Here is a 14,091-nt window from a genome sequence, read left to right as displayed (position 1 = left end):
AAGACAGCGGACTAGGGACCCGCTAGCACCGGAGGATATCCTTCCGGTGCCTTTTTTATTTACTGGAAAAATTTAGATTGATTACCACTTGTCCCATGTGATACGATCTCCCTACCGAAACTTAACAGACATTTTTATTTACTATTTATTATATATAAGGAGTGAACTTGTTTATGTCTACCTTACCGAACTGGGCGAGTTTATACCTTCAACGTTTACAGCTAGATCACAAGTCCCCTAACCTCTCTTATCTCAGTGAGCTCTGTCGCGCGCATCTGCAGACCTTCCCTTATGAAAATGTAAGCAAGCTGCTCTTCTTCCGTGACGGAAAACATGTGGCACCGGCCCCTGAGGAATATGTGCACAATGCGATCCACCATCATTTTGGCGGCACATGCTATACCACCAATCACAGCTTTCTCGCGTTACTTCGCTCCCTTGGCTTCTTCGGTCACCTCATCTTGCCAGGCGGTGGACATACTGCCATCCTGATCGATGGTCCGAACACAGGAGAAACACCCGTCTATGTGGATACGGGGGCTACCGCTCCTATCTTTGAGCCGATTCATTTTCTGGAAGACGGGAACCATTCCAGGCCTTTTGGCACTGTTTCGATGGAATTGACCAAAAGTCCCGATCATCCTGAACACTATCGCTTTACGCGGTATGAAAACGGAAAAGTGGCAATTCCTCCGTGGGATTTTCATCCGAATGAACGAAAAGAACTGTCCGACTTGTCGGAGGTCATCCGCTCCTCTTTTTTACCAGACGCCTTATTTTTGAATCGACTTCACATTCATCGTTTTCAGCTAGAGCAAGATCGCTTCGTGGTCCTCAAAAACAACACTCTCCACATCGGTTATTCAGATGGCACAGACCAGATAACACCACTCCACACGATCTCTGATATAGAAGCCGCCGTAGCCGATGAAATGCAATTGCCACTTCTCCCTGTTCGCGAGGCGGTAGAAATCTTGCTCGAACGTGGTATTGATATTTTCTCTGCCCCCAAGAAAAAAGAAGTCCCACTTGAAAACGAAGCTCTCGATCGTCCTACCATTTGCTAATATCTGGTTGACAATGATAATATTTCTCAATAATATGGAAAAGTAGGGAAATGGTATATAAGGAGTGTCGCACTTCATGATGATGGAGATAAAAACATACGTCGTCCAGGAAGGTCATTCTGACAAAATCGTACAAGGCTTTAGCGAGCCTGGTGCTGTTGAGAAGGCTCCTGGTTTTGTAGATTTGAGCGTGCTAGTACAGAAGCCACGAAAAGGTGAAGAAGAAGTGGTCGTCATAATCCGCTGGGAATCAAAAGAAGCGTGGAAGCAGTGGGAGCTGAGTGATGTTCATCTGGCAGGTCACCGCGAAGCGCGCGAAGAAAAGACCCCTGAGTGGTACATTAGCGGCAATACCGGCCATTACGAGTTGAAAGCGAAAAAAGAACCGCAGCCTTCGTAAATACAAACAAACCAGCCCAGACCTCGGAAAAACTCCGATCAATCCAGGCTGGTTTTTTATTTTCCTTTATCCTTTTTCCAAACCGTATTTCTCCATCTTCCGGTACAAGGTCGACAAGCTGATTTGCAGCTCATTGGCAATCGCGGCTTTGTCCTGTCCAAACTTGCCTGCATTCAAATATCGGTGGAGAATGGAGCGTTCATATTCTGCCACCAGCTTTTCCAATCCCAAATCGCTGCCTACTGTCGTCGGTTCATCCTCGAACAGCAAATACTCAGGAAGCTCCTCGTTGCCGATTACTTGCCCCTCCGCCATGTTGACCATATACTCGACGGCATTTTCCAGCTGACGAATATTCCCCGGCCACTCGTATGCCTGTAGTCGTTGGACGAGCTGGGCTTCGAGCTCCAGTCTACCTTTTTGCAGCAACGTCCCGTATCGATACAGAAAATGCTGCAAGTAAAGCGCAATATCCTCCGTGCGTTCACGCAACGGCTTTAACCGCAGGGGGATGACGTTGAGTCGATAATATAAATCCTCGCGAAACGTTCCTTCCCTGACCATGCTCTCCAAATCTCTGTGTGTAGCAGCAATAACACGTACATCCACGCCTAGCGTCTTCACGCCGCCTACCCGATCTACTGTTTTCTCCTGAAGGACGCGCAGCAGCTTGGGCTGGAGGGACAACGGAATATCGCCTACTTCATCCAGAAAAATCGTTCCCTTGTGGGCCAATTCAAATTTTCCCGGCTTCCCTTCGCGTCTCGAGCCTGTGAATGCGCCACCTTCGTACCCGAACAACTCGCTTTCTAACAAGGTCTCAGGAATCGCCGCGCAATTGACTGCGATAAATGGCTGTCTGCTGCGCGCACTCTCGCAGTGAATGGCTTTTGCTAACAGCTCCTTGCCCGTTCCGCTCTCTCCCCGGATCAAAACAGTGGAAATACTGTGCGTCACTTTTTTCGCTTTGGCAATCACATCGCGCAAGCCTGTTTCTGCCCCAATCAGCTGGGCGAAATACACCGGATGAACCGAGGCCTGCGGCATTTCCTCTTGAATGTTACAGCTCTTCTCCCGTTGCGCATCCAGCTCTAGCAGCTTGTGCTCAATCAAGGAACTCGTATGCTGCAAAAACGGCATCCATTTTTCCGAGTGGTGCAGCATTTTTTCTTTTTGTTCAGGGGAAAAGCCAATAATTCCGATGACCCCTACCGTCTTCTCCCGTTTGTGCACCGGAAATCCAATCGTCGCCAGCTCCCGACATTGCTGCAAAAACTTGCAATTGCCACACTCCGATTCGTTCTTTTTCATGTCAAAGATCATTCCCGGCTGTCCGGTTTGCAGGATCATTCGAAAAAACGATCCCTCCGGCGCAGGCAATCCAATCAACTCCTGATAGTAGCCGGTCCCGCTCACACGTATCCCTTGTTCATCCAGGATGGTGACATCGAGTCCCAGTACCTTGGAAATATTGTCGGCGTACGATTGAATGAATTCCTCGATCCGGGAAAACTCTGTCATGCCCAATCCTCCAGTTTCACGTTCCTTTATCCCCTAGACACTGCCGCCATTGGCAGACTAGCTAGCGCCTGCTCCAAATCCGCGATGATATCCTCCACATCCTCCAAGCCAGTCGATAAACGAATCAGACCGTCCGTAATGTTGAACTTGATTCGCTCAGAGGCAGGAATCGAGGAATGCGTCATCGAGGCAGGATGCTGTACCAGTGTCTCGGGATCTCCTAAACTAAACGATATCATAGCCAAGTGCAGAGCGTTAATGAAAGATTTGGCTGCCTCGTAGCCGCCCTTTACTTCAAAGGAAACGATCCCGCCCATTCCGGCCATTTGCCGTTTAGCCAGCTCATGCTGTGGATGGGAAGGCAGACCAGGGTAGTAGACGTGCGAGATTGTAGGGTGCTGCGCCAAAAACTCCGCCACTGCCTGCGCGTTTTGCCCATGCTGTCTGACACGCAAGCCGAGTGTTTTCAGCCCACGCAAGATCAAGAAAGCATCCCAAGCATTCAAATTTTGTCCCAAGTCTCCCATGACGTTTTTTCGCATGAATTGGATTTGCTCCTGCTTCCCGACGATGAAGCCCGCGATGACATCCCCATGTCCGTTCAAATATTTGGTGGCGCTATGCACGACGACATCCGCCCCTAGCTCAAGCGGTCGCTGCAAGTATGGCGTTAAGAAGGTATTGTCGACGATGACCACAATGCCATGCGCGTGCGCCAAACGTGACAACGCCGAGATATCTAAAACAGTCAGGCACGGGTTCGAGGGTGTTTCGAGGTACAGGACTTTTGTGTTTGGCAAAAAAGCGCTCTCGACTGCCTGCAAATTGGTGCAATCGACGAAGTCCGTCGCAATGCCATAACGCGGGGCCATGGTCGTAAGAAACTTGTAGCTACCCCCGTACACATCTCGGGTACACACGACATGATCACCCTGCTTCAAAAAGGCGAGCAAAGCTCCCGAAATGGCTGCCATCCCACTGCTTACGCCCAAGGCAGCTTCGCCATTTTCCAATGCGGCGATTTTTTGTTCCAAAGTGGTGATGGTAGGGTTGCCATATCTTCCGTAGTATGTTCCTTCCCGCTCCCCAGCCACGCACGCCGCTGCGGAGTCTGCATCTGGAAACGCGTAGGCCACGGCAGGTACCACCGCGGATACGACTGCTCCTGTTTTTTGGCAAGGCGTTTGTGCTGTATGAATAATGGAGGTGTCCATCTTCCACTTGTTTGTCGTCATTTCTCGTCTCTCCCTTTTGCTTGTACTGTTACCAAAGGGTATAGCAAGGAGCGTGCCAAGGTGAGAAACCGCATCATTCCAGCGTTCTTCCTTTTCTGCGCTCGCAGACATTCGCAATCATGCAAATGATTTTTTTCGAATTCACGAGAAAAAGCCGTTAGTTGCCCCAACGACTTTTCGCATAGTTGCAATTACGTTTTGCATTACTAGAAAAACAGCTTATACGAGCATGCCGCCCGCGCTTTTCCTGTATTTCAAAATGCCTTCTGCCGCTCGATAGGAGAGAGCACCCATCGTTCCTGTCGGATTGTAGCCGCTATTGTGCGCAAAGGCAGAAGCCCCGACGACAAATACGTTTTCCGCATCCCACATCTGCAAGTAGTTGTTAACGGCTGAGGTTTCTGGAGAGGCTCCCATGATGACGCCACCTGTATTGTGCGTCGATTGGTATGGTGTGATATCGTAGGGTCCGAGCTTGCGGTTGATTTCGAGCTTCTCGTTCGCACCCATTTCTTTCACAATTTCTGCGCACTTATCCGCACAAAAAGCCGCCAACTCCCTGTCCTGATCGACGAAATCATACGTAATGCGCATCAACGGATCACCAAATGCGTCCTTGTACGTCGGGTCCAGATCAAGGAAGTGCTGTCGAAATGGCATGGAAGCTCCTTGGGCGCCTACGGATATGAACCGATTCGTGTATTTGATCGATGCAGCCTTGAAATCCTTGCCCCAGCTAGGCGTTCCCGGCGGCACCTTGTTCGTGCCGATTGGTCGAAATCCAGTTTGTGTGACAGCGATATTCGCCCCATGGATAAATTTCAAATCGGAGTGATCGAAGTTATCACCGTTGTAGTCATCCAAACACATTCCTAACGAGCCTGCGCCTGCATAATTGTTAAACTCCTTGTCGTCGAAGAAGCCGACTGCGCCTCCTCTCATGACCTGGTAGGCATAATTTTTTCCGATTACGCCTTTTCCCGTTGCTGGATCATACGGTTTCCCCAGCTTGGACATGAGCAAGATTCGCGCGTTGTTGAATACATAACTCGTCATCACCACAATATCGGCGGGCTGTTCGAATTCCTCCCCTGTCGTGACATCCGTATACAAGACGCCTGTCGCCTTGTTCCCTGTATGTAAAATTCTGCGGACATGGGAATGCGTGCGAATTTCAAACTTCCCTGTCTTTTTCGCTACCGGGATCACCGTCACCACTGGATCGGCTTTTGCTCCGTACTCGCAACCAAACCTTTCACAGAAGCCGCAGTACTGACAAGCTGCCCGAGCCACCCCGTCTGGATTGGTATACGCTTGCGAGAGATTTGCAGATGGTAGGATGTATGGATGCAGGCTTTTCTTCTTCGCCGCATCTGCAAACATTTTCATACTCGGTGTCGTACGCATCGGAGGTATCGGATAAGGACTGGAGCGTTTTCCCCCCAACGGATTCTCCTCGCCTGCGATTCCCGCCATCTTTTCAAACTTATCGAAGTACGGCTCCAATTGATCGTAGGTAATGCCCCAATCCTGGATCGTCATTCCCTCAGGAATTTTCTTTGCCCCATACCGTTCAATCGTCTTGGAGCGAATTTCGAAATCATACGGCAGGAAACGGAAGGTCTGTCCGTTCCAGTGGATACCAGCTCCCCCGAGTCCTGTCCCGATCAAAAAGGAACCGTATGACCGCATGGGAAGCGCGCGAACGTTCATTTTACTGCGGAACGTAATCGTTTCCTTGGACAAATCTTGCATCATCTCGTAACGAAGAGCGTAACGCAATTCATCGTGTACCATGAAGTAGTCTTCGGTTTTCCGCTCCTTGCCTCGCTCTAGTCCCACTACTGTCAAACCTTGCTTGGTTAGCTCGGAAGCAATAATGCCTCCTCCCCAGCCCACCCCCACGATTACGACGTCAACCTTGGGCAGCTTTTTGGCCATATGTACAGTCCCCCTTAATGTTGTTGATGATCCCGCAAACTTAAGGGAGCCATCTTCACAAACTCAGGCTTATCGATCAGCTGTGTATACGCCATCTGATTACCTGGGAAATTCTTCATTTTCCAGCCGTCCATATTTTTATTACCTCCGTACAGAGGGTCTGCATAAACGCCTTCGATCGTACTGGCCCGCAGCATATTGAAAAAAGTGCTCGCCGAAATGGTCGTCAATTTTACTTCATCGGTTTCAAAAGCCTTTAAAACCGCGTCCTGCTGCTCCGCCGGGAGTTCATAAAACCGTTTTCCATGGGTACTGTTACTGTAGTTGTTCATCTCTTGAAGGCCGATATCGAATATTTCCCTACGTTTCAACCTGCCTTGATAGCCCTGTGTGATCTCACCTGGAAAAAAGGGCGCTTGCATGTATTCACGAGCATTAAAGCCCCAATCACCCGCTAGCTGGTGGTCAATGAAATAAGCGGCACCGAGTGCCTTCGCGCCCGGACCTAGCTCATCCTCAGGATAAATGCGCTCACAAGCGGCATCCGCCACCTTAAATTGCTCAGGCGTAAAAAACATGAGTGCCTGATTGTAATCGGCAGCAGGGGGCGGTGCTGCTGGCTGCGCCGGAGGTTCTGGTTTGCGGAGCAAGCTCCCTGCCACGCCACCCACGACCAAGCTTCCGAGCACCAGGCCGGAGTTTTTCAAGAAGTTCCTTCGGGATACTGGCTGCTCCTTCACGTTGTTTGAATCTGCCAAATCTACCACCTCCAGTGATTTCCTTCCTTTGGTTTGTGCATTTTTTCCACAAGATACTCGTGATCACCGGAATTTTTTCCAACATACTCCACTCATAACTTCATGCAGCGAACAAAGGATAAGTTTATCTAGGCAGGAAGACTTGGAGGGATCGTGATGAAGCACTTCCATACATGGGTAGGAACCGCAGGGTTAGGGGCTGTACTTCTAATGACAGCTTGTATGAATCAGGCTGCTCCGCCTACGAAGCCGCATCCACCAGCACGTACACAGTCCATTGCGCAAACTCCAAAAGGCGCAACTGTTATTCCAAGCGTGGATCGTGATAAGAAATTCACGACAAACGCGCACGGCCATACGTATAGCGGAATGGGCAATGCTCTCTACAGCTCCATGGGCAGCTCACACTTGCACACGGGCGGTCCTTCTACAAAGCTGGAAGCCCAACTGAAGGCAGCAGGCGTTCACGGCGTTCAGGCATTGATTGTGAACGATGCCATCTACTTGGCCCCTTCTACTGCCAATACACAATCGATCAATCAAATGGACCCGATGCAGTCCCATCTCATCAGCAATTACTCGGGAAGCTCCAGTCGAGGGCATGATGCTGCCCATACAAAATCAGGGAGCGGAACCGCAGGTACATTGGGTACGAGTGATCATCAGAACACATTCGCACAAGCACGCACCCAAATCGAGCGTATCTATGGAACGGATACACCCGTGAAGGTCGTGAACTCGAAAAAAGGCATCCAAGCGCTAGAAACAGTGAAAAAGCAAATGAAGGAGCACAAAAATAATCAAACCATGGCCGAACAGCTGAGCGTGCTCATACGCGAAGCAAAGCGGTAAACAAAGAAAAAGGGACAAGCATCCTCGCTTGTCCCTTCCTTATTTCGATAAAAAATCTTGGATTTCGTTCACGGTCTCTTGCGGATGCGTTACCATCAGCAAATGTTGAGCTTCCTGTATCCTTTTCACCTTGGCCTGCTTCACAATCCCCTGATAATGGGCGACTGCCTGATGATGAAACTGCTGCTCTTCTTTTGACAATAAGCTGTCGTCAGCCAGCAGTAATAGCACGGGGCATGTCAGCTGTTGGAACAATTCCGGTTGGCTATGGACGCTGTACTCTTTGAAATAAGCGGAGAAAGCTTCCCTCGGCAAACGGTATCCGTAGCTGTCGTCTTCCCTTTTCAAAAGCTCGTCTCGCATCCAGCCCTCTGGCATCACTCTCGTACCATACCGCTCTGCGAACTGCCTTTCCGCTTCCTCTACAGAAGAAAAACGCGTGGTTGCCAGCCGCTCGACAACCTTCTCCCTATTGAATCCAGGCACTTCTCCCAAGGAATAATACCCTCCATCCAGCAATACGAGCGACGCTACACGCTTAGGCTCGCGAATCGCAAGCATCTGGGCAGGCACAGCAGAAAAGGACGCTGCGACAATCGTCACTTGTTCAAGCTGTTCTGCATCCAAAAGTTGAATCAAATCCGTTACAATCCGCTCAAACGAAAAGGAACCATGGCTCACAGAATTCCCGTGACCACGGATATCTACCGCAATCACCCGATATCGCTCTGCCAATCGTGGCAGGATGGGCGCAAATAGCAGCTTAGTGTTGCGAATGCCATGCAAAAGCAGCAAGGCAGGTGCATCTGACTTTCCTGTTACGCCGTACTCCAGCGTGCCCTCTTCTACCTGCAAACGATTGACCTGCGAAAACAATGCTTCGTCCATTTTGCCTACCTCCTCACTAAATACGCCCCGGAATCAGCACGCCAATATGATCTGGATGCAGCCTGGCGATGTAAAACAGTGCCGAGACGATACATACACCGGCCACTAGTGTGAGTACTTCTGCTTTTTTCCAGCGTTTGCTACGGTAAAACCGATGCTGACTGTTACGCATGCGAAAGCCTTTCGCATCCAATGCATTGGCAATCAATTGTACACGCTTGAGTGAGTTGAAGATGAGCGGTACGAGCAAGTAGCTGTACTTCCTGATGCGTTCCGGAACATTTCCTTCGCTCGTCGACATCCCTCGTACCATCTGCGCTTCCCGAATGATCGCCAAATCATTTTTGACGAGGGGGATAAAGCGAAAAATGAGCGAGAGCAAATAACTGATCGAAAACGGAACGCCAATTCCGCGAAGTCCCATCGCTATCTCTCTGGGCGAAGTCGAAAACACATAATACATGGACAATAACGCGACATTTGCCAGTCGAAGTCCCATTCCCAATGCCCATAAGACACCGACATCCGTGATTTGCACGGGATAATGGATCAACGGAATGGTGCTGCTCCAGTACGAAGTGCCTACATTGGTAAACGGTAGCCACGTAATCACTGCAAAGCACGAACCGATTCCACCAACCAATATGTACGCCTTAATCATAGAGCGCTCCCAGCCCAGCTTGGCAATCAGTACGATGTTTATCGCCAACAGAACAATTAGCACACGCGGGTCCTGGAATAAAAAAGGGAGCAAGCCCAGCAGCACGAATACAAGCAGCGTGTAGCTCGGATGGGCATTCTTCATCTTAGATCCCCTCTCCCAGCAACTGTTTTTTCATCGCTGTCAGCGTGAGGGGAATCGGGTCGTCGATCCCCGCAGCCTTCCCAAAACGATAAATGGCAGGCGCTTCTACTTGGGCAGCAGCTAATACTTGTGGTTGCGAAAATACGTGCACTGGGTCCCCGTCGCATAGCAGCTTTCCTTTATGCATAACGATCACTCGCTGGGCGTACTCCGCTACCAGACGCATATCGTGCGTGATGACGATGATCGTATGACCTTCCGCGTGTAAATGCCGCACCAGCTCCATCATTTCTTGCATGCCTCGGTAATCGAGACCGGTCGTAGGTTCGTCCAGCACGATGACTTGCGGCTTCATTGCCAAGATCGAAGCCACCGCAATCTTTTGCCGCGTGCCTTTGCTCGAAAAATAGGGTTCTTCGTCACCCTTGTCGGATAACCCTACTGCTGCCAACGCCTCCGCGACAGCTTGCTCTATTTTTTCAGGCGGCCAGCCCATGTTTTTGGGCCCAAATGCTACCTCTGCCTTTATGGTCGAATGAAAGATTTGATGATCAGGATTTTGATAGCAATAGGCCACGATTCTCGATAGTTGGGCAACGCTCATCGTCTTGGTATCGAGACCATTCACTTTGACGGTACCCTGTGTTGGCTTGTATAGACCATTACAATGCTTGGCCAATGTCGTTTTACCGGAACCATTTCCCCCGATGATGGCGACGAATTCTCCCTGTTTCAGTTGGAGCGAAACGCCATGCAGCACCGGCTTTTCCTTTTCATAGCCATACCAGACATCATTAAGTTCAATAACGACACTCACAGGCTTCCCTCCCGAACGAGCCGTGCTTCTTTGTAGTAGAGTGCCAGCTCCTCAACAGTCAGAGGCACACCAGCAGTGGACGCCGACAAGACGCCTTGCTGGCATAGCATGTGATAGAGTCGGATGACATCCGGGACCAATATGCCATGCTCGTCCAACACGTCCACTTGGTCAAAAAATTGGCGAGTTGGCTGGTCCAGAACGATTTTCCCCTCGGCAATCAGAATCATTCGGTCGCAAAAGGCTGCGAGCTCTTCTGTCGCATGGGACGATACCACAATCGTCATTTCTTTTTCCCGCTTCAAACGTGAAAGAAGCGAGAAGACCTCCCGCGCTCCCACCGGGTCCAGCTCAGAAGTAGGCTCATCCAAAATGAGTACCTGTGGGCTGTGGGAAAGAGCGGATGCAATTGCCACCCGCTGCTTTTCTCCCCCCGATAGCTCAAGAGGCGAACGATTAGCAAAGCCGTTCAATCCGATCAGATCGAGTACCTCTGCCATTCTTTTTTCGATTCGCTCGTCCGACCACCCGGCATTCTCAAGCGAAAAGGCAAGCTCCTCTTCGACGGTCAGCCCGATGAACTGCGACTCCGGGTCCTGAAAGACGATGCCTTGCTCGCCATTGGACTCGACACTCCCCACGAAATGTCCACCGTAGTTAGCTGGAATCAGACCCGACATCGTCAGTAGCAACGTCGTTTTCCCTGCGGCAGCAGGCCCGACTACGCCGACTACTTCCCCTGGATAAAGCGCCAGATGAATGTCCGCTAGCGCAGGCTGTGCTCCCTCTTCATAATGCCAATAGACTCCGTTTACTCGCAGCAATGGTTCTGTTTTCACCTTGCGATCCTGCTTTCATTCCCGAGATAGTTAAAATCCTGCAAGGGGCGACCCCGGTATAGTCCAGAGCGCTTCACGAATGGGTACAACAGCTTTAAGAGGATCGGTCCCAGAACTGCCGTTGATATGGCTTGGTTCAAGAACACCGTCGGGATGAAAACAGCAACTACCTCTTTCGGAGTCAATCCCAGTGCAAAATTAACGAGAATCCCGCATGCTACTACTGCCGAGCTGATGATGACTACAAACACGATGTATTGAAAAACGCTTCGTTTTGTTTTCAGGGCAGGATGACTCACAGCAAGTAGCCCGATAAAGCCACCCATAAAATTAGAAAAGAAACCGACCGCGATCGCATGAGGCGGTGCGCTTCCGGTTAACAAATCACTGACCATATTTCCAAAGGCAAGACCAATGCATCCCGGCAAGCCGAATAACATGCCAAAAACGGGCTGAAGGGCATTGGCCGGACGGATCGGTACGGAAGGAATGAGCTTGATATTGGCAAGCATAATAATGGCAACAGCGTAGAGCGCGGCAGTGACGACAATCAGGACGTAATCTACCGTCGTCCACTTCCGCCGGAACAGATTCGAGAGCATCAGAATAACTCCTCCTTGTGTCAAGTGTTAATGTTTGGAATATTCCTGTAGCCAGTTTACTCTCTCTTTTCTGGATCGTCTAGAAGAGGGTGGGTAAAACCATTGGTTCTAGCGGTAGGGTGGGGAGGAAACAGGAGAAAACGCTCAGCTTCTAGGGCCACCAGCTGGGGGATTGACTGCCCGCCTCCATGCAAAAAGCGAAACCGCGTCCAAAGTGGCCGGTTCAGGATGTGTTTCAGAGGTGGACGCTTAAGGGCGTGTTTCGCTTTTTGCATTCCGTCTCGGTCGGTGTCCCTAAGATCTTCGCTTATTTCTCCTGTTTCCTCTGCGAGCTGTTTGCTTTCCCCCTGCTTTCTTAGGGAGAATCGAAATGAATAAAAAAGAGAGAGCCACGTGCGGCGGTGTCTTCCATACACCCTCGTGATATACTAGTAGTCAAACTAATCAAATATTCAAGATAACTAAATAAAGGAGTTATCATGGGACAATATGTAGTCAGAGAAAGCACGAAAGATGAGGCTGAATTTATTGAGCAAAGAATCGTTGAATACAATGAATCGAATGTTCCTTTTGAACTGACCGTTCCTTTTTCAAAAATCAATAAACACGTTCGTGATGAAGATGGCACTATCATTGCGGGAATAAACTGTGTGTACTATTCTTGGAGATGTTTGTACATTGATGCTTTATGGGTCAGAGATGATTTGAGAAAGACCGGATTGGGAAGCAAGCTTCTTCTTGAAATTGAAAACACAGCTAGGGAGTATGGCATTCATTTGATTCATTTAGATACTTTTGATTTTCAAGCAAAGGACTTTTATGTAAAACACGGGTACGAGATACATGGTGTACTCGAGGATTGCCCTCTTTCCCATCAAAGATTTTACCTACAGAAGAGAATTGATTAGCAGTCTAATCTTCCGCAAAAAAGTAGCCCTACATCCAATAATAGATGTAGGGCTCTTTGTCTTCCACATGTTACTCCTCAAACTTCACCATTTCCAAATTGGTTTTTTTGACCTTCACCAGGTACAACAAATAGATCAAGCCTACAAAGCTCCATAGCAAGCCCAGCATCATGGACGTTGTTTCGAGGTTGACCCACAGAAAGGCGATGAACGTTGTCCCGATGGATGGAGACAACACGAAGCCCCACCAATCCTTGCTATGCTTGTTCTTTTGTTTACGGAAATAGTACGCCATTACGCTGATGTTCACAAAGCTAAAGGCGATCAGTGCGCCGAAGTTAATAAAGGAAGTTGCTGTTAACAAATCCATGTACAAAGCGAACAGCATCAACGCTCCGACCAGTAAGACGTTAAGCAAAGGCGTTCTCAGCTTCGGATGTACATAACCGAACCAGCGTCGCGGCAAAAATCCATCTCGTCCCATTGCGTACAACAAGCGTGTCACGCTCGTGACTGATACCAGTCCGGATGCCAGTGTCGAAGACAACGCTGCCGCCAAAAACACCAATTGAAAGATCGTCCCACCGATAAACAGAGCAATCTCCGCAGAGGCCGCTTCTGGATCAGACAATACCGAAACATCAGGAAATAATGATTGCATGAAATAAGAGGCCGTAATAAATAACGCTCCTCCTGCGAGTGCTACGAGCATAATCCCGCGAGGAATCGTCTTTTTCGCATCGACGGTTTCCTCCGTGAGCGTGGTTACTGCATCAAAGCCAAGGAAGGAAAAGCAAAGAATCGACGCACCGGAAAGCAGTGCAATGACAGACATATCCGGTGACAAAAATGGACGCAGGTTGAATACGTGGCCAAGCCCGTCACCTTGCATAAGACCACGGATTGCCAATCCCGCAAATAATACGACGACCACGACTTGAAACAGCACTAGAATCGAGTTAACGGATGCGGTTACCGTTACGCGAAATACGTTTAACCCCGTCACCAATACAATGAAACCAATAATCCACCATGCTGTCGACACGTCAGGAAACACGGATGATAAGTATACTCCCGTCAACAAGGCGTTAATCATCGGTAAAAATAAATAATCTAGCAAAGATGCCCAGCCTACCAAAAATCCTGCATAGGGATGAATCGTTTGTTGCGTATACGTGTACGCGGTCCCTGCTGAAGGGAATAGCCGTACCATCTTTCCGTAGCTTGCCGCCGTAAACAGGATCGCAAGAAGTGTGACTGCATAAGCAGCAGGAACGTGTCCCCCCGTTTCTCCAGATACAATGCCAAAGGTGTCAAAAACGGCCATCGGGGCCATGTAGCCCAGTCCAATTACGACAATATGTCGCAACTTCAAACTACGTGTTAGTTCTGCTCTCCCGTTCACTACCTGTCCCCCTTTATGTAACAGAATAATTATACACGTTGATTTATAATCAC

Annotated in this window: 14 protein-coding genes; 4 read left to right on the top strand and 10 right to left on the bottom strand. The window is 49.4% G+C overall.

From position 1 onward, the window contains the following. The first annotated feature begins 173 nt into the window (after positions 1-173). Positions 174-1,067, top strand: coding sequence for an arylamine N-acetyltransferase (locus HP398_RS18000; protein WP_173623295.1), 894 nt, complete (start codon positions 174-176; stop codon positions 1,065-1,067). 76 nt (positions 1,068-1,143) lie between these two features. Next, a complete protein-coding gene (locus HP398_RS17995) occupies positions 1,144-1,467 on the top strand; it encodes an antibiotic biosynthesis monooxygenase family protein (RefSeq protein WP_017252444.1) in 324 nt (107 codons plus the stop codon). 66 nt (positions 1,468-1,533) lie between these two features. On the opposite strand, the gene HP398_RS17990 is transcribed toward HP398_RS17995, so the two are convergent. From HP398_RS17990 to HP398_RS17975, 4 genes are all read right to left on the bottom strand, one after another. Then, positions 1,534-2,988 (bottom strand): sigma-54 interaction domain-containing protein, encoded by a 1,455-nt coding sequence (locus tag HP398_RS17990; RefSeq protein ID WP_017252445.1) that lies wholly within the window; start codon positions 2,986-2,988, stop codon positions 1,534-1,536. A gap of 26 nt (positions 2,989-3,014) precedes the next feature. Then, complete coding sequence (locus tag HP398_RS17985) at positions 3,015-4,223, bottom strand: trans-sulfuration enzyme family protein (protein ID WP_173623294.1); 1,209 nt, start codon at positions 4,221-4,223, stop codon at positions 3,015-3,017. Positions 4,224-4,442: 219 nt separating this feature from the next. Continuing rightward, positions 4,443-6,164, bottom strand: a complete 1,722-nt coding sequence (locus tag HP398_RS17980) for a GMC family oxidoreductase (protein WP_017252447.1) — start codon at positions 6,162-6,164, stop codon at positions 4,443-4,445. A gap of 14 nt (positions 6,165-6,178) precedes the next feature. Beyond that, on the bottom strand, positions 6,179-6,922 hold the full coding sequence (locus HP398_RS17975; RefSeq protein WP_026043398.1) for a gluconate 2-dehydrogenase subunit 3 family protein: 744 nt from the start codon (positions 6,920-6,922) through the stop codon (positions 6,179-6,181). A 156-nt stretch (positions 6,923-7,078) separates the two neighbouring features. Here HP398_RS17975 and HP398_RS17970 point away from each other — a divergent pair, with 156 nt between their 5' ends. Continuing rightward, entirely contained in the window at positions 7,079-7,774 is a 696-nt protein-coding gene (locus HP398_RS17970) for a hypothetical protein (protein WP_017252449.1), read from the top strand. 39 nt (positions 7,775-7,813) lie between these two features. On the opposite strand, the gene HP398_RS17965 is transcribed toward HP398_RS17970, so the two are convergent. The 5 genes from HP398_RS17965 to HP398_RS17945 are packed head-to-tail and all read right to left on the bottom strand — an operon-like array spanning position 7,814 to position 11,725. Beyond that, entirely contained in the window at positions 7,814-8,662 is an 849-nt protein-coding gene (locus tag HP398_RS17965) for an alpha/beta fold hydrolase (protein ID WP_173623293.1), read from the bottom strand. A gap of 16 nt (positions 8,663-8,678) precedes the next feature. Continuing rightward, positions 8,679-9,467, bottom strand: a complete 789-nt coding sequence (locus HP398_RS17960; RefSeq protein ID WP_173623292.1) for an energy-coupling factor transporter transmembrane component T — start codon at positions 9,465-9,467, stop codon at positions 8,679-8,681. Between the two features lies 1 nt (position 9,468). Next, positions 9,469-10,284 (bottom strand): energy-coupling factor ABC transporter ATP-binding protein, encoded by an 816-nt coding sequence (locus HP398_RS17955; RefSeq protein ID WP_173623291.1) that lies wholly within the window; start codon positions 10,282-10,284, stop codon positions 9,469-9,471. Then, positions 10,281-11,123: an energy-coupling factor ABC transporter ATP-binding protein gene (locus tag HP398_RS17950; RefSeq protein ID WP_173623290.1), complete on the bottom strand. Its 843-nt coding sequence runs from the start codon at positions 11,121-11,123 to the stop codon at positions 10,281-10,283. Before HP398_RS17950 ends, HP398_RS17955 begins: the two co-directional genes overlap by 4 nt. Beyond that, a complete protein-coding gene (locus tag HP398_RS17945; protein ID WP_017252454.1) occupies positions 11,120-11,725 on the bottom strand; it encodes a QueT transporter family protein in 606 nt (201 codons plus the stop codon). Before HP398_RS17945 ends, HP398_RS17950 begins: the two co-directional genes overlap by 4 nt. A 479-nt stretch (positions 11,726-12,204) precedes the next feature. On the opposite strand from HP398_RS17945, the gene HP398_RS17940 reads away from it, so the two are divergent. Next, the gene (locus HP398_RS17940) at positions 12,205-12,633 is read left to right on the top strand and encodes a GNAT family N-acetyltransferase (RefSeq protein ID WP_017252456.1); all 429 of its coding nucleotides are present in this window, start codon (positions 12,205-12,207) and stop codon (positions 12,631-12,633) included. Positions 12,634-12,703: 70 nt separating this feature from the next. Here HP398_RS17940 and HP398_RS17935 read toward each other — a convergent pair whose 3' ends face one another. Continuing rightward, a complete protein-coding gene (locus HP398_RS17935) occupies positions 12,704-14,038 on the bottom strand; it encodes an APC family permease (RefSeq protein ID WP_017252457.1) in 1,335 nt (444 codons plus the stop codon). Positions 14,039-14,091: the final 53 nt, after the last annotated feature.

The organism is Brevibacillus sp. HB1.4B, from assembly GCF_013284285.1.
GTDB lineage: Bacteria > Bacillota > Bacilli > Brevibacillales > Brevibacillaceae > Brevibacillus > Brevibacillus porteri.
The sequence above is the reverse complement of the archived record's forward strand: the minus strand, read 5'-3'. Positions and strand labels throughout refer to the sequence as shown.